Consider the following 15,477-nt stretch of genomic DNA (forward strand, 5'->3'; position numbering starts at 1 on the left):
ACGGCGGTGCCTTCTTCGACTCGGTGCGGGGCGGGTGGAGCTCCGGGCCAGCGTACCGAGCGGCCCCCGGCGCCCGGCCACGGGCGCACTCCCGGCCGGGCACCCTCCCTCGTACAGTGCAGGCATGAGCGATCACGCGGTGCTGCACGTGAAGGGGCGGGTGCTCGTCGGCCCGGAGGACGTACGCGACGAACTGTGGTGCGTCGACGGCCGGATCACCTTCGACCGCCCCGCGGCCGAGGCGGTCGTCGTCGAGGGCTGGGTGCTGCCCGGCCTCGTCGACGCGCACTGCCACGTCGGCCTCGACCGGCACGGCCCCGTCGACGAGGCGACCAGCGAGAAGCAGGCCCTCACCTCCCGGGACGCGGGCACCCTGCTGATCCGGGACGCGGGCTCGCCGTCCGACACCCGCTGGATCGACGAGCGGGACGACCTCCCGAAGGTCATCCGGGCCGGGCGGCACATCGCCCGCACCCGCCGCTACATCCGCAACTACGCCCACGAGATCGAGCCCGCCGACCTCGTGGAGTACGTCGGCCGGGAGGCCCGGCGCGGCGACGGGTGGGTCAAGCTGGTGGGCGACTGGATCGACCGGGAGGCGGGCGACCTCACCGCCTGCTGGCCGCGTCCCGAGGTCGAGGCGGCCATCGCCGAGGCGCACCGGCTCGGCGCCCGGGTCACCGCCCACTGCTTCGCGGAGGACTCGCTCCGGGACCTCGTCGAGGCCGGGATCGACTGCATCGAGCACGCCACCGGCCTCACCGAGGACACCGTCCCGCTCTTCGCCGAGCGGGGCGTCGCGATCGTCCCGACCCTGGTCAACATCGCGACCTTCCCGCACCTCGCCGACGGCGGGCAGGAGAAGTTCCCCCGCTGGTCGGCCCATATGCGCCGACTGCACGAGCGCCGCTACGACACCGTGCGCGCCGCCTACGACGCGGGCGTCCCGGTCTTCGTCGGCACCGACGCGGGCGGCTCCCTCGCCCACGGCCTGGTCGCCGAGGAGGTCGAGGAGCTGACGAAGGCCGGGATCCCGCCGATCGACGCGCTCGCGGCCACCGCCTGGCGGGCCAGGGCCTGGCTGGGACGCCCCGCCCTGGAGGAGGGCGCCCCGGCCGACCTCGTCGTCTACGGCGAGGACCCGCGCGCCGACGTCCGCGTCCTCGCGGCCCCGCGCCGGGTCGTCGTCAACGGACGCGTGGTGGGCTGAGGGCACGCCCCTGGGCCGTCTCTTCCGGATCCTGCCTGACCCGCGCCGCCCGCACCGCACCTCGCCGCGTGGTCGAGGTACCCGGGTACGTCCCGTACGCGGGCACCTCTCCGCCTTGCGAGGCACGGCACCGGACGACGCGGGCTTGACCGGCACGATCCGAAAGAGACGGCCTAGCGGCGGGTGAGGAAGGCCAGCCGGGCCCTCTTCTCCGGGATGAAGACCTCCGGCAGGTCCACCTCGGGGAGCACGACCTCCGGGCCGAGCTCGAACCCGGCCCGGACCATGCGGGCGATCGCCTTCTCGTTGGAGGCGTCCGGCTCCACGACCACACGGGTCCGGTCCCGCAGCGTGAAGGCGATCAGCTCGGACACGAGCGTGCCGGTGAAGCCGGGCCGCGGGGCCGTGCTCGGCGCGATGAGGAAGTGCGCGCCGACGTCCCCGGGCCGTACCTCGTAGCACTCGCCGACCCGGTCGGCCTCGGGCTCGTACGTCTGGAGCAGGGCGACCGGCTCGTCGTCCAGGCTCACCAGGAAGCCGTGGTGGGTGGTGAGCGAGTCGAGGTGCGCGTAGACGTCCCTGACCTGCTCGATGGTGGTGCCCACCATCCCCCAGAAGCGGGACCGCTCCTCGTTGACCCAGGAGTGCAGGAGCGCGGCGTCGCGCTCGGGCTCCACGGGCCGGACCGTGACGGTGCCGAAGCCCTCGACGCCGCGGACGTAGACGGTGGTGGCGGTGGTCATCCCTGCTCCTTGGTGAGGTTCTGCCAGTCGGTGGTGACGGGGGCGAGTTCGCCCCTCAGCCACAGCGGAAGCTGATCGCGGTGGTGCGGGTCGCCGGGGACGCCGGACGCGCCGAACGGCACGATCCAGCCGCTCCGTTCGCGGTCGGCGAGGTCCCAGACGTAGCGGGCGGCGGAGGCGCGGGCGCTGCGGTCGGTCCACCCGGGCACGCTGGACGTGGAGAGCACGCAGTCGTGGTCGCCGCCGAGCCCCGGCCACTGGGCGTCGTCGGGGTCGGGCAGCGCCTGCCAGGGTGCGAGCCGGTGCGTGGCGCCCCAGGCGGACGGCGGCTCTCCGGCGCCGACCTCGTCGAGCGCCTCGCGCACGATCCGGTCGACGTCCCCGGCGGGCACGGGCCCGGCCGTCAGCAGGGTCTCCAGGGCGTAGGCGACGCGGGGGCCGAGGGCCAGCCAGGGCCGGAACACCTCGGGGTACGGGGCGGGTTCGCGCAGCGCGGCGAAGGCCTCGTGGGCGGCGAGCCGGCGGACGACGGCCCCGCGCACGGCGGCGTAGAGACCCGCGTCGGTGCTGTCGGCGTCCATCCGCCGGTCCCAGGCGAGCAGCCGGTCGCGCACGGCCGCGGCGGCGGGCGGGAGGGCGGCGGGGGAGGCCCCGGCGGGGGGCCGGCCGTCCGCGGCGCCGCCCAGCCGGGCCACCGCCGCCAGCAGCGGGGCCGCCGAGCGGTTGTCGGTGTCCCGGTGGACCGTGGTGATCGTCTCCGGGGTCCACTCCGCCGAGGCGCCGAGCAGTGCGTCGATGCGGTCCGCCCGGTGCGGCGGGGCGAACTCGACGCCCAGGGGCGCGGCGATGCCCCGGGCGTTGGCCATCACGGCGTGGCCGTCCACCGCGGCGCGGGGCAGCGGCGCCGGAGCGGCCTCCCAGGCGTGCGCCGGGTCCCAGGCGGGCACGATCCGCAGCGTGTTGGCCCGGTGCCGGACGGGCACCCGGCCGGCGACCCGGTGCAGCAGACCGCCCTCGGTGTCGGCGGCCAGGACGACGTTGACCGGCTCGACCCAGCCGTCGAGGGCGGCGTCCACGTCGCCGACGGTCCGGGCGCGCAGCAGCGCGGGCAGCACCTCGAACCCGAGCTCTCCGGTGACGCGCGGCGGATACCGCAGGGCGACGCTCTCCCAGACCGCCCCCCGGTCCTCGGCGGCGTCCGCCGGGGCCGCGCCGGCGGCCGGCTCGTCGTCGACCCCGATGATCACCGGGCCGCGGTCGGTCTCGACGACCTCGACGGCGACCGGTTCGCCGCCCGCGACCTCGATCGTCTCGGTGTGCGCCGCGGCCGGGCGCCAGCCCTCGGGGCCGTACGCCTCCACCGCGCCGTCCGGGAGCCGTCGCAGCCGCTCCCGGTAGAGGTCCTGGTAGTCCGACATGGCGTTGGTGATCGCCCAGGCCACGGGCCCGGTGTGGCCGAAGTGGGCGAGTCCGGGGATGCCGGGCACGGCGATGCCCACCACGTCGTACGCCGGGCAGGCGAGGCGGATCTGCTGGTAGACGCCGGGGGCCTCGATGAAGCGGTGCGGGTCGCCGGCCACCAGGGCCGCCCCGCTCGCGGTCCGCCCGCCCGCGACCAGCCAGCCGTTGGAGCCGGACGTGCCGGGTCCGTCGGTCGCGAAGAGCTCCGTCCACTCCTCGCCGAGCCGCCGGGCGACCTCCTCGCGCCAGAGCTTGGTGGGGAAGCCGGCGAACAGGATGTGGGTGGTCAGCCAGACGGCGAGCGGGGTCCACGGCTCCCACCGGCCGGGGGCGAGGCCGGTCTCGGCGAACTCGGGCGCCCGGGCCGCCCCGTCCGCGAGGCCGTCGTTCACCCCGTCCGCGTAGGCGCGCACCCAGGCGGCCGTCCCGGCGTCCTCGCGCTCCAGCCGCTCGAAGCAGCGGCGGGCGGTGTCGGCGAGCCGGGCGCGCCGGGCGAAGGTGTCCCACCCGAGCTCGGCGGCGCCGAGGAAGGCCGCCGTGGTGCCCTGGGCGCGGTGCCGCTCGACCTCCAACTGCCAGGCCCGGTCGCGGGCGGTGACCCGGCCCTGCGCGAAGGCGAGTTCGTCCTCGTCCGCGGCGCGCAGATGGGGCACGCCCCACGCGTCCCGGTAGACCTCGATGCTCACGGAGACCCCGATCCCGTTCCTGTCCCCGACATGGTCTTCGGCCATGTCTTCTACGAATTTCTTAGGTTAGGCTGACCTAAATTAATCTACAGGAGTTCAGGGGAGGGGATTGCGGTGGGTCACGGCTGGCAGGGTGCCGTTCTCAAGCTGATGCGGGGCAAGGACTTCACGTTCACCGTGACGGGGGCCGAGCGGGTCACCGAGGACTACCGCCGGGTGCACTTCACGGACGGCGGTCTGCTCGCCGCCGCCGGGATCCACCCCACGATGTGGGTCCGGATCTGGTTCGAGAACGCGGGCAAGCCGCACCAGCGCGCCTACACCCTGGTCGACCCCGACCAGGAGGCCGGCACCTTCAGTCTGGAGTTCGCGCTCCACGACGGCGTCGCCAGCCGCTGGGCCCGCTCCTGCGCCCCGGGCGACACCGTCGAGGCGACCCTCCAGGGGACCGGCTTCGACGCCCCTGAGCCGCGCCCCGGACGACTCCTCGTGGTCGGCGACCCGGCGTCGCTGCCCGCGGTCAACTCCCTGCTCGACGCCCTCCCGGGGGTCCCCGCCACCGTCTGGTTCGAGACCCAGCACGCCTCCGACGAGGAACTGCCCTTCCGGCTCGACCCCGCGCACCACGAGCTGCGCCGGGTGCCCCGGCGGGACGGCGGGGCGGACCTGGTCTCCCGAGTGAAGGCCGAACTCCCGGCCCTCGCGGACTCCGACCCGTACGTCTGGATCGCCTGCGACACCGCGACCACCCGCACCCTCGCCGCGTACGCGCGCAAGGAGCTCGCGCTCCCCAAGGAGCGCGTCCACGCGCTCGGCTACTGGCGCGCGACCTGACCGCTCCGTTCCGGTCGCGCCCACCCGATGCGCCGGGTTGACGATCCGTTACCCCGGCGCGCGGGCGATCGTTGACACCCTTCGCCGGGGTGTCCGCTTCTGCCCTCTCGTGCGCAAGACGCGGGACACCCGGAAACGGTTGTGGCGAAAAGAATCGAATATGAACACGGAAACCCCCCTTTGGAGTGAACTCACGTCAGGCGACTGTGGGTTCACTCTCCGTGCGTAAAGATTCCGGTGTCTCAAGTCGCCGGGCCCGCGCCGACCCACCGTCCCCGTGGTGAGCGGCCGGCGACGCCATGTCTCTTGTGGGGGTTCCACCATCTTGAACAGCAACACCTTCCGCGCGCCCGTACGCCGTACCGCCGCCGCCGCGACCGTCGCCGCCCTGGCCGTCGGCCCCGTGCTCCTCGCGGCCCCGGCGGCACAGGCGACGGGCGGCGAAGGGCACGCCACCGCCGTCGTCCTGCGGACCGGCCTGGACGTCTCCCTCCTGAACAAGACGGTCGACGTGCCGCTGCGGGTCTCCCTCAACGAGGTCAAGGCCCCGGAGACCGAGAACCAGACCGCGCTGTCGGTGAAGGTGCGGGGAGCCGAGGGCGACAAGCCGATCGACGTCCTCGCCGCCGACGTCGCCACCTCGAAGGCCACCGTGGACGAGAAGAAGGCCGAGGGGTACGTGAACCTCGTCAAGGCCCGGGTCCACGTCCCCGGCATCCCGCTGCTCTCGCTCATCGAGGTCGAGAAGGTGACCTCCAAGGCCCTCTGCGAGGTCGGCCGCAAGCCGGTGGCCGAGTCCAACGTCCTCGGGCACGTCATCGTCTTCGGCAAGAAGACCACGCTCTCCACCGCCGGCCGGACCGAGGTCGACGTGCCCCAGGTCGGCAAGGTCACCCTCGACCTGTCCCGCACCTCCACGACCTCGCGCACCGCCGCGGCGACCGCCCTCGAACTCAAGGTGGAGGTCAACCCGCTGAAGCTCGGCGTCGCCGAGGTCAACGGCACCGTGACGCTCGCCGAGGCCACCTGCGAGACGCCCAAGGGCACGGCTCCCACCCAGAAGCCCACGGAGGAGCCCACCCAGAAGCCGACCGAGCAGCCCACCCAGGAGCCCAGCGAGCAGCCCACCCAGCAGCCCACCGCCGAGCCGAGCGACCCGGGAGGCGTGACGACCGACAACGGCGGCACCACGCCCACCCAGAACCTCGCCGAGACCGGCGGCAGCTCCACCACCCCGTACATCGCGGGCGGCGCGCTCGCGCTCCTCGTGGCCGGCGGCGGCGCGCTCGCGCTGACCCGCTCGCGCGCCCGCTCCCGGGGCTGACGGCCCGAGGGGGACGGGCAGGGGGCAGGCGCCGGAGGGCGCGGCGGGCTCCGGGGGGAGCCCCGCAGGGGAAGCGCGGGTCCGGGGAGGGCGACGGTGACGACGTCGCCCTCCCCGGACCCGTCCGCGCGCGACGCCCGCTCCGTGCCGCGGACCGGCCGGCGCGGTCCGCTCAGCCCTCCATCAGCAGCGCCTGGTCGAGAGCCTGGAGGAAGCGGTTCGTCGTGGCCCGGTCGCGGACCGCGATCCGCAGCCAGTTCCGGTCGAGCCCCGGAAAGGTGTCGCCCCGCCGGGCCGCGAAGCCCAGCGACCGCAGCCGCTCACGGATCGCGTCCGCCCCGTCGATCCGCAGCAGCACGAACGGGCCCTCCGCCCCCGGCACCGTCCGCACCTCGTCGAACTCCGCGAGACCGGCCAGCAGATGCGCCCGCTCGACCCCGATCCGGTGCGCGGCGTGCTCCGCCTCCGCGAGCGCCGCCCGCGTCATGCACGCCTCCGCCGCCACCAGGGCGGGCGTCGACACCGGCCACAGCGGCTGCGTCCGCTCCAGGGCCGCGATCGTCGCCGGATCGGCCAGCACGTACCCGATCCGCAGCCCGGCCAGCCCCCACGTCTTGGTGAGGCTGCGCAGCACCACGAGGCCCGGCACGTCGGTCCGCCCGGCCAGCGACTCGCGCTCGCCCGGCACCGCGTCGAGGAACGCCTCGTCGACCACCAGGGTCCGCCAGGGTCTCGCGAGCGCCGCGATCGAGGCGGCCGGGTGCAGCACCGACGTGGGGTTCGTGGGGTTCCCGATCACCACCAGGTCCGCGTCCTCGGGGACCGCCGCCGGATCCAGCCGGAAGCCGTCCTCCTCGCGCAGCAGCACCCGGCCCACCTCGTGGCCGACGTCGCGCAGCGCCGCCTCCGGCTCGGTGAACTGCGGATGCACCACGACGGGCCGCCGCACCGGGAGCGCCCGCGCGATCAGCACGAAGGCCTCCGCCGCGCCGGCCGTCAGCAGGACCCGGCTCGACGGCAGGTCGTGCCGCTCGGCCACGGCCGCCCGCGCGGCCCGGCCGTCGGGATAGGCGGCGAGTCCGGTCAGGGAGTCCGCGATCCGCTCCCGCAGCCAGTCCGGTGGGGTGTTCGTCCGGACGTTGACCGCCAGATCGATGAGCTTCTCGTCCCGTACCTCGGCGTCACCGTGGTGGCGCAGGTCGTGGGCGTCGGTATGCAGATGCATGTCCATGGCCGCCGTCGTGTGGGGGGTGGGGATGGTGGGGGGTGAGCCAGGCTCGCCAGCGATGTACCCGTGGGTGGGGGGCAACAACCGTACGCCTGGGGCGTCTTCGTTCGGACGAAACGGGGCAGAGGCGGCCAGAGCGCACGTCGCGCGTCGGGTTTTCCGCTTCGGGACGAGCAGCACCGCGGACGCGCCCCCGCCCGCCGCGAGCAGCGCCGCCGCCTCCGCCACCGAGGCCGTGCCCGTCGCCGCCAGCGGCAGCGCCGACGGATGCGGTACGGGCACGGCCGCCAGCTCCTCCGCCGTGCACGCCCGCACCGGGACCCCGAGCTCCGCAGCGGCCCCCGCGACGCCCGGCTCCGCCGCCCGCGCGTCGAGCGTGGCGAGCGAACGGACGGCCGCACGCGTCAGCCCCGCCTCCCGCAGCACCGCCCCGACCAGGGAGAGCACCTCGTCCACCGCGACACCGGCGCGCGCGCCGACACCGAGGTGCGCGGAGGCCGTCCCATCCGGTAGCAAAGGCCCATGGCTGTGGTCGTCGCGCTCGGCGCTTTCCTCATGACGCTCTTCGGCGGCTGGGTCGCGGGACGCGTCACCGACCGGCGCCACCTCGTCCTCGGCCTGGCCGGCGGACTCATGCTGGGGGTCGTCGGACTCGACCTGCTGCCCGAGGCGATGGAGGCCGCGGGCGACGAGGTCTTCGGCGTCCCCGAGGCGCTGCTGCTCTTCGTCGGCGGCTTCCTCCTCGCCCACGTCGTGGAGCGGCTCCTCGCCGTACGCCGGGCCGCACACGGCGTCGCCGCCGACGAGCGGGTCCCGCAGGTCGGCATGACCGCGGCCGCCGCGATGGTCGGCCACAGCCTCATGGACGGCATCGCGCTCGGCGCGGCCTTCCAGGTCGGCGGCGGCATGGGCGCCACCGTCGCCCTCGCCGTGATCACCCACGACTTCGCCGACGGCTTCAACACCTACACGATCACCAGCCTCTACGGGAACGCCCGCCGCAAGGCCGTCGCCATGCTCGTCGCCGACGCCCTGGCACCGCTGATCGGCGCCGCCTCCACCCTGCTGTTCACCCTTCCGGTGGAACTCCTCGGCAGCTATCTGGGGTTCTTCGGCGGCGCCCTGCTCTACCTGGCGGCCGCCGAGATCCTGCCGGAGGCCCACCACGACCACCCCGCCCGGTCCACCCTGCTGTGCACGGTGGCGGGCGTCGGCTTCATCTGGCTCGTGGTGGGCGCCTCCGGCGGCTGACCTCACCTGCAGTGCTCCACGCCGCACCGCTCCACGAAGCGCGCGGCGACCTCAGGGGACCCCGCCCAGTGGGTGTGGACGTAGCTGGCGTGCACCCCGTCCTGCACGAATCCCTCGACCCTCCGCTCGGGCTGCCGCAGCCCCCACGCCGCCGCCGCCCCGGCGCCCGGCTCGATGACGGTCCGGTGGAACTCGTGCCCCCGCATCCGCGCCCCGGCGGGCGCGAGCACGCTGTCGCTCACCGCGACGGCGTCCCGGTACCCGAGGGTGAGACGCTCGGACATCCGCGCGTCCGCGTCGAGCACCCCGCACATGGGAGTGCCGTCGAGCGACCGCGCGAGGTACAGCAGCCCGGCGCACTCGGCGGCGACGGGCGCGCCGGACGCGGCGAGCGCGGCGACCGCCTTCCGCAACGGCTCGTTGGCGGACAGCTGCTCCCCGTACATCTCCGGGAAGCCGCCGCCTATGACGAGCCCGGACGTCCCCTCGGGCAGCTCCTCGTCCCGCAGCGGGTCGAAGGTCACGACCTCGGCGCCGGCGGCCCGCAGCAACTCCGTGTGCTCGGCGTACGAGAAGGTGAACGCCGCCCCGCCCGCGACGGCGACGACCGGCCCGCCGCCGGACCCGCCGGCGGCCCGGGGGCCCGCCGCGGCACCGGCACCGGCGGCGCCCCGCGCGTCCGCACCCCGGGGGCGGGCCGCCCACGAGCCGTGCGGTTCCCACGCCTCGGCGGACAGCTCGGGCGCGCTGCGCGCCAGCGCCAGCAGCGCCTCCAGATCGCAGCCGGCGCGGACCTGCTCCGCCTGCGCGGCCACCGCCTCGACCGCCGCGGCCTGCCGCTCGGCGACCGGCACGAGCCCCAGGTGCCGCGACGGGGTCGCGACGGCGGGAGCCCGCCGCAGCACCCCGAGCACCGGCACCCCCGACTCGCCGAGCGCCTCCCGCAGCAGGTGCTCGTGCCGGTCCGTCGCGACCTTGTTGAGGATCACGCCCCCGATCCGCACCTCCGGGTCCCAGGACGCGAAGCCGTGCACGAGCGCCGCCACCGAACGCGACTGCGAGGACGCGTCGACGACCAGCACCACCGGCGCCTTCAGCAGCTTCGACACCTGGGCGGTGGAGGCGAGCTCACCCTGGTCGGCCGCGCCGTCGTACAGCCCCATGACGCCCTCGACGACCGCCAGGTCGCAGCCGCGCGCCCCGTGCTCGAAGAGCGGCGCGACCAGCCCCGTACCGCACATGTACGCGTCGAGGTTGCGGCCCGGCCGCCCCGTGGCGAGCGCGTGGTACCCGGGGTCGATGTAGTCCGGCCCCACCTTGTGCGGCGAGACCGCCAGACCACGGCCGGCGAACGCGGCCATCAGACCGGTCGCGACCGTGGTCTTGCCCGCGCCCGAGGAGGGCGCGGCGATGACGAGACGTGCTACCACTCGATGCCCCGCTGGCCCTTCTGACCGGCGTCCATCGGGTGCTTGACCTTGGACATGTCGGTGACGAGGTCCGCGAAGTCGACCAGCTCCTGCGGCGCGTTGCGGCCGGTGATGACGACGTGCTGGTGCCCCGGCCGGTCGCGCAGCACCTGGACGACCTCGGCCGTGTCGATCCAGCCCCAGTGCAGCAGGTACGCGAACTCGTCGAGGACGTAGAACGTGTACTTCTCCTCGGAGAGGTCCCGCTTGACCTGCTCCCAGCCCTCGCGCGCCTTGTCCTCGTGCGACTGCTCGCCCTCGGCGACCTCGCGCTGGATCCAGGACCAGCCCTCGCCCATCTTGTTCCAGGTGACCATGCCGCCCTTGCCCGTCTCGCCGAGGGCCTTCAGCGCGTTCTCCTCGCCGACCCGCCACTTCGCGGACTTGACGAACTGGAACACCCCGATCGGCCAGCCCTGGTTCCAGGCGCGCAGCGCCATCCCGAACGCGGCGGTGGACTTCCCCTTGCCGACGCCCGTGTGCACCATCACCAGCGCGCGGTTGCGGCGCTGACGGGTGGTGAGACCGTCGTCGGGAACGACGGTCGGCTGTCCCTGCGGCATTAAGCGGCCCTCCATGCTGACTGCGCCGGCGGTGCGGAGCGCACCGACCGTGCTGACTGTGCTGCCTGACCTGTACGGGGCGCGTGCCCCGCTTCCCGTACGTCCCGGACCAGGCCCGCGATCGCGTCGGCGCGCAGCTCGTCCAGGGTGACGGCGGTGCCGCCGAGCTCACGGGCGAGCTGCCCGGCGAGCCCGAGCCGCACCGGTCCGGTCTCGCAGTCGACGACGACCGAGGCGGTGCCGTCGGCGGCGTGCAGCCGCGCCGCGCGGGCGGCGAGCGCCACCGGGTCGGCCCCGCCGCCGGTGGCCCGCCCGTCGGTGACGACGACGAGCAGCGGGCGGCGCGAGGGGTCCCGGAGCCGCTCGACGCGCAGGACGTCGTGGGCCTTGAGGAGACCCGCGGACAGCGGGGTGCGGCCGCCGGTGGGGAGCTTCTCCAGCCGGGCGGCGGCCGCGTCGACGGACGAGGTCGGCGGCAGCGCGACCTCCGCCTCGCGGCCCCGGAAGGTGACCAGGCCGACCTTGTCGCGCCGCTGGTAGGCGTCGAGCAGCAGCGACAGGACGGCGCCCTTGACGGCGCTCATCCGCTGCCGCGCCGCCATCGAACCCGAGGCGTCGACCGCGAAGAGCACCAGGTTCCCCTCGCGCCCCTCCCGGGTCGCCTGCCGCAGGTCGTCCCGGCACACGACGAGACCGGGCCCGGTCCGTCCGCGCGCCCGCTGGTGCGGCGCGGCGGCCTGCACGGTCGCCGCCAGGTGCAGCTTGGTCAGCGCCCCCCGGGGACGGGTGGAGCCGGTGGTCCGGCCGTGCTCGGTGCGGGCCCGGGAGCGCCGTCCGGCCGCGCCCTCGCCCAGACCGGGCACGCTGAGCACCTTCGTACGGAAGGGCTCGGAGGCGGCGACGGCCGCGCGCTCACCGGCACCGGCCCCGGCGCTCTGCGGAGCGGGTGCGGGCTCGGTCCCGGCCGGGGGCGCGGGCGGCGCGGACTCCTCGGGAGCGGGGGAGTGCTCGGCGGCGGGACCCTCGCCCTGCGGGGGCACCCCTCCTCCGGGGCCGCCGTCCCCCGGGCCGCCGTCACCGGGACCGCCGTCCCCCGGCCCGTCGGGCTCGGGGTCCTCGTCCGGCTCCTGGCCCTTGAACTCCTCCAGGGTCTCGTCGAGCTTCTCCTCGTCGAGGCCGGGGGCGTCGAAGGGGGAGCGGCGGCGACGGTGGGGGAGCGCGAGGAGCGCGGCCTGCCGCACGTCCTCGGAGCCGACCTCGGTGCGGCCGGCCCAGGCGGCGAGCGCGGTCGCGGCACGGGCCATCACGATGTCGGCGCGCATGCCGTCCACCTCGAACGCGGCGCAGGTGGCGGCGATCTGGAGCAGGACGCCGTCGCCGAGCGTCACCCGGGGGAGCAGCTCCCGCGCGGCGACGATCCGCGCGCGCAGCTCCGCCTCGTCCGCGGCCCAGCGGTCGGCGAAGGCGGCGGGATCGTCCTCGTAGGCCAGCCGGCGCCGGACGACCTCGACGCGCTGCTGCGGATCGCGCGACGCGGAGACCTCGACGGTCAGCCCGAACCGGTCGAGCAGCTGCGGCCGCAGCTCGCCCTCCTCGGGGTTCATGGTGCCGACGAGCAGGAAGCGGGCGGCGTGCCGCACCGAGACGCCCTCGCGCTCGACGTGCGAGGCCCCCATGGCGGCCGCGTCGAGGAGGTGGTCGATGAGGTGGTCGCTCAGCAGGTTGACCTCGTCGACGTAGAGGATCCCCCGGTGGGCGGCGGCGAGCAGTCCCGGCTCGAAGGCCTTGACGCCGTCGGCGAGGGCCTTCTCGATGTCGAGGGATCCGACGAGCCGGTCCTCGGAGGCGCCGACGGGCAGCTCGACCATCCGGGCCGGCCGCTCGGTGCCGGGCGCGGTCCCGTGCGGCCCGTCGGGGCAGCCGGGGTCGGGGGCGCCGGGGTCGCAGCTGAACCGGCAGCCCGCGACCACGGGCACGGCGGGCAGCAGTTCGGCCAGCGCGCGTACGGCGGTGGACTTGGCCGTCCCCTTCTCGCCCCGCACGAGCACACCGCCGACGGCGGGGCTGACCGCGTTCAGCAGCAGGGCGAGCCGCAGGTCGTCCATGCCGACGACTGCGGTGAACGGATACCGGGTGCTCATCGGCCGGTCACTCCTTCGGATCGCTGATGTTCGGACGACGGACGGTGTCCGCCGGGGGCGGGGCTCACGGCGCACCCGGCGGCACGAACGGAAGCCCCCGCGGAGCCCCCTCCTCGATGAGCCGGAGCAGCGCGTCCGTGTCCGCGTGCTCCTCGATCAGGTCCCCGAGCCGGTCGAGCTGTTCCTCGCGGAGGGCGCCGAACGAGGTGTCGGGGGCGGGCGTGAAACGGCGGCCGGCCGCCGCGGCGACCTCCCGCAGGAACGCCCGCCGGAACCCGTCGCTCTCCAGCGAGCCGTGCCAGTGGGTCCCCCAGACCGCGCCCACCCGGCACCCGTCGAGGAAGGGCTCGCCGCCCAGCACCTCGGCGACCCCGTGGTGGATCTCGTACCCCTCCACGTGCTCCCCGAGCGCCTCGCCGACCGGCCGGGCCAGCGTCTTCTCGCGTGCGAACCGGACCCGGACCGGCAGCAGCCCGAGCCCGTCGACGGCCCCCGCCTTCGACTCGACCTCGTCCTCGATGTGCTCGCCGAGCACCTGGAAGCCGCCGCAGACGCCGAGCACCGGTCGGCCCTCGGCCGCCCGCCGCGCCAGGGCGTCGGCGAGACCGCGCTCGCGCAGCCAGGCGAGGGCCTTGACGGTGCCGCGGGTCCCCGGCACGACGACCAGGTCCGCGTCGACGAGCTCCTCGGCCCGGTCCACGAACCGGACCACGACGCCCGGCTCGGCGGCCAGCGCGTCCACGTCGGTGAAGTTGGACATCAGGGGCACCGCGCAGACCGCCACGCGCAGCACGTCCTCGCCGGCCGGCGGCGCGACGACGGACTCGCGCACCGCGCCCCGCAGCGAGACCCGGAGGCCGTCCTCCTCGTCGATGCCCAGCCCGTGGGCGTACGGCAGGACTCCGAAGGTCCGCCGCCCGGTGAGTCCGAGCAGCATGTCGAGGCCAGGTTCCAGCAGCGTCACGTCGCCGCGGAACTTGTTCACGAGGTAGCCCGCGACGAGCTCCTGGTCCTCGGGGGCGAGCAGCGCCGTCGTGCCGAAGAACTGGGCGAAGACCCCGCCCCGGTCGATGTCGCCGACCACCACGACCGGCAGCCGCGCCGCCCTGGCGATCCCCATGTTCACGATGTCGGTGCGTCGCAGGTTGATCTCGGCCGGGCTGCCCGCGCCCTCGCAGATCACCGCGTCGTACGTGCTCCGCAGCTCCTCCAGGCACGCGAGGACCGGCTCGAAGAGCTCCTTCTGCCGCCCTCCGTGGTAGCCGCGGGCGCTCAGCTCGCCGACCGGTCGGCCCATCAGGACGACCTGGCTGGACCGGTCGCTGCCGGGCTTGAGCAGCACGGGGTTCATCAGCGCGGTGGGCTCCACCCGCGCGGCCTGCGCCTGCATGGCCTGGGCGCGGCCGATCTCGGCGCCCTCCCGGGTGACGAAGGAGTTGAGGGACATGTTCTGCCCCTTGAACGGCGCCACCTTCAGGCCCTTGCGGACCAGCCAGCGGCAGATGCCGGCCGTCACGACGCTCTTGCCCGCGTCGGACGTGGTCCCGGCGACGAGCAGACCCCCGCCCCTCATGCGTTCCTCCGCTTCCGGGCCGGCGCGCCCAGGGCGCCGGATATCAGGCGGCCGCCGACACAGGCGGCCAGGGTGAGTGCGGTGACCCGCCGCGACAGGCGCACGGCCCGGTCGATGTCGGCCACCTCGACGTCCCTGCCCCCGCCGTTGAGCACCGGCCGGTGCTCGACCCGGCCGCCGTACGCCAGGGTGCCGCCGAGGCGTACGCCGAGGGCGCCCGCGAACGAGGCCTCGACGGGGCCCGCGTTGGGGCTGGGATGCCGCGCGGCGTCGGCCCGCCAGGCGCGCAGCGCCCCGCGCGGGTTCCCGCCGGCGACGGTCGCCAGGGCGGCCGTCAGCCGGGCCCCGGGCCAGCCGGCCACGTCGTCGAGGCGGGCCGAGGCCCAGCCGAAGCGGCGGTGCCGGGGCGACCTGTGGCCGACCATGGCGTCGAGGGTGTTCACGGCGCGGAAGCCGACGAGGCCCGGGACGCCCGCGACCGCGCCCCAGAAGAGCGCGCCGACCACGGCGTCGGAGGTGTTCTCGGCGACCGACTCCACGACGGCGCGGGCCATCGCGGGTCCGTCCAGGGACTGCGGGTCGCGACCGCAGAGGTGGGGCAGCCGCTCCCGGGCCACCTCCAGGTCTCCGGCGGCGAGCGCCCCGCCGATGGCCCGGGCCTCCCGCCCCAGGGTCGTACCGCCGACGACCGCCCACACGGAGGCGGCGGTCAGGGCGACGGCGGCGGCCGGCCGGTTCCGTACGGCCCGGGCGGCGAGCGCCCCGAGGGCGACGGTGGATCCGGCGCAGACGGCGGTGTGCAGGGCGCCCCAGCCGCGGTGGTCGTGGTGGAGGCGGTCCTCGACCGCGGCGGCCGCCCGGCCGAACGCGGCGACGGGATGCCCGCGGCGGGGGTCGCCGACGAGCAGGTCGACGGCGAGACCGGCGGCCGCGCCGTACGCGAAGACGCCGGGGGAGGTGAGGCCGGTTCTGCTGCGGCCGGGCATGGCGCATG

12 protein-coding genes are annotated in these 15,477 nt (G+C 75.5%); 4 read left to right on the forward strand and 8 right to left on the reverse strand.

What is annotated here, in order from left to right:
- Positions 1 to 124 precede the first annotated feature (124 nt).
- Positions 125 to 1,210 (forward strand): amidohydrolase family protein, encoded by a 1,086-nt coding sequence (locus ACY0MR_RS27715; RefSeq protein ID WP_473555986.1) that lies wholly within the window; start codon positions 125 to 127, stop codon positions 1,208 to 1,210.
- A gap of 173 nt (positions 1,211 to 1,383) precedes the next feature.
- On the opposite strand, the gene ACY0MR_RS27720 is transcribed toward ACY0MR_RS27715, so the two are convergent.
- Together ACY0MR_RS27720 and ACY0MR_RS27725 are read right to left on the reverse strand one after the other, a co-directional pair.
- Positions 1,384 to 1,953: a GNAT family N-acetyltransferase gene (locus ACY0MR_RS27720; protein ID WP_473555988.1), complete on the reverse strand. Its 570-nt coding sequence runs from the start codon at positions 1,951 to 1,953 to the stop codon at positions 1,384 to 1,386.
- On the reverse strand, positions 1,950 to 4,145 hold the full coding sequence (locus ACY0MR_RS27725) for a penicillin acylase family protein (RefSeq protein WP_473555991.1): 2,196 nt from the start codon (positions 4,143 to 4,145) through the stop codon (positions 1,950 to 1,952). The genes ACY0MR_RS27720 and ACY0MR_RS27725 overlap by 4 nt, the downstream gene beginning before the upstream one ends.
- Before the next feature lie 69 nt (positions 4,146 to 4,214).
- Between ACY0MR_RS27725 and ACY0MR_RS27730 the strand changes: the two genes are divergently transcribed.
- Both ACY0MR_RS27730 and ACY0MR_RS27735 read left to right on the forward strand, forming a co-directional pair.
- The gene (locus ACY0MR_RS27730; protein WP_404079771.1) at positions 4,215 to 4,934 is read left to right on the forward strand and encodes a siderophore-interacting protein; all 720 of its coding nucleotides are present in this window, start codon (positions 4,215 to 4,217) and stop codon (positions 4,932 to 4,934) included.
- A gap of 325 nt (positions 4,935 to 5,259) precedes the next feature.
- Complete coding sequence (locus ACY0MR_RS27735) at positions 5,260 to 6,258, forward strand: SCO1860 family LAETG-anchored protein (RefSeq protein ID WP_388802707.1); 999 nt, start codon at positions 5,260 to 5,262, stop codon at positions 6,256 to 6,258.
- A 172-nt stretch (positions 6,259 to 6,430) separates the two neighbouring features.
- Here ACY0MR_RS27735 and cobC read toward each other — a convergent pair whose 3' ends face one another.
- Positions 6,431 to 7,942, reverse strand: a complete 1,512-nt coding sequence (gene cobC / locus ACY0MR_RS27740; RefSeq protein WP_473555993.1) for an Rv2231c family pyridoxal phosphate-dependent protein CobC — start codon at positions 7,940 to 7,942, stop codon at positions 6,431 to 6,433.
- 66 nt (positions 7,943 to 8,008) lie between these two features.
- On the opposite strand from cobC, the gene ACY0MR_RS27745 reads away from it, so the two are divergent.
- Positions 8,009 to 8,737, forward strand: a complete 729-nt coding sequence (locus tag ACY0MR_RS27745; protein WP_361863158.1) for a ZIP family metal transporter — start codon at positions 8,009 to 8,011, stop codon at positions 8,735 to 8,737.
- Positions 8,738 to 8,739: 2 nt separating this feature from the next.
- On the opposite strand, the gene ACY0MR_RS27750 is transcribed toward ACY0MR_RS27745, so the two are convergent.
- From ACY0MR_RS27750 to ACY0MR_RS27770, 5 genes are all read right to left on the reverse strand, one after another.
- A complete protein-coding gene (locus ACY0MR_RS27750; protein ID WP_388802715.1) occupies positions 8,740 to 10,167 on the reverse strand; it encodes a cobyrinate a,c-diamide synthase in 1,428 nt (475 codons plus the stop codon).
- Positions 10,161 to 10,769 carry a cob(I)yrinic acid a,c-diamide adenosyltransferase gene (gene cobO / locus ACY0MR_RS27755; protein WP_473555996.1) on the reverse strand — a complete coding sequence of 203 codons (609 nt, stop codon included), beginning with the start codon at positions 10,767 to 10,769 and terminating at the stop codon, positions 10,161 to 10,163. Before cobO ends, ACY0MR_RS27750 begins: the two co-directional genes overlap by 7 nt.
- On the reverse strand, positions 10,769 to 12,910 hold the full coding sequence (locus ACY0MR_RS27760) for a putative cobaltochelatase (RefSeq protein ID WP_473555998.1): 2,142 nt from the start codon (positions 12,908 to 12,910) through the stop codon (positions 10,769 to 10,771). Before ACY0MR_RS27760 ends, cobO begins: the two co-directional genes overlap by 1 nt.
- A gap of 64 nt (positions 12,911 to 12,974) precedes the next feature.
- On the reverse strand, positions 12,975 to 14,483 hold the full coding sequence (locus ACY0MR_RS27765; protein WP_404079767.1) for a cobyric acid synthase: 1,509 nt from the start codon (positions 14,481 to 14,483) through the stop codon (positions 12,975 to 12,977).
- Positions 14,480 to 15,469 (reverse strand): cobalamin biosynthesis protein, encoded by a 990-nt coding sequence (locus ACY0MR_RS27770; RefSeq protein WP_388802724.1) that lies wholly within the window; start codon positions 15,467 to 15,469, stop codon positions 14,480 to 14,482. Before ACY0MR_RS27770 ends, ACY0MR_RS27765 begins: the two co-directional genes overlap by 4 nt.
- Positions 15,470 to 15,477: the final 8 nt, after the last annotated feature.

The organism is Streptomyces sp. JN8 (assembly GCF_055808075.1).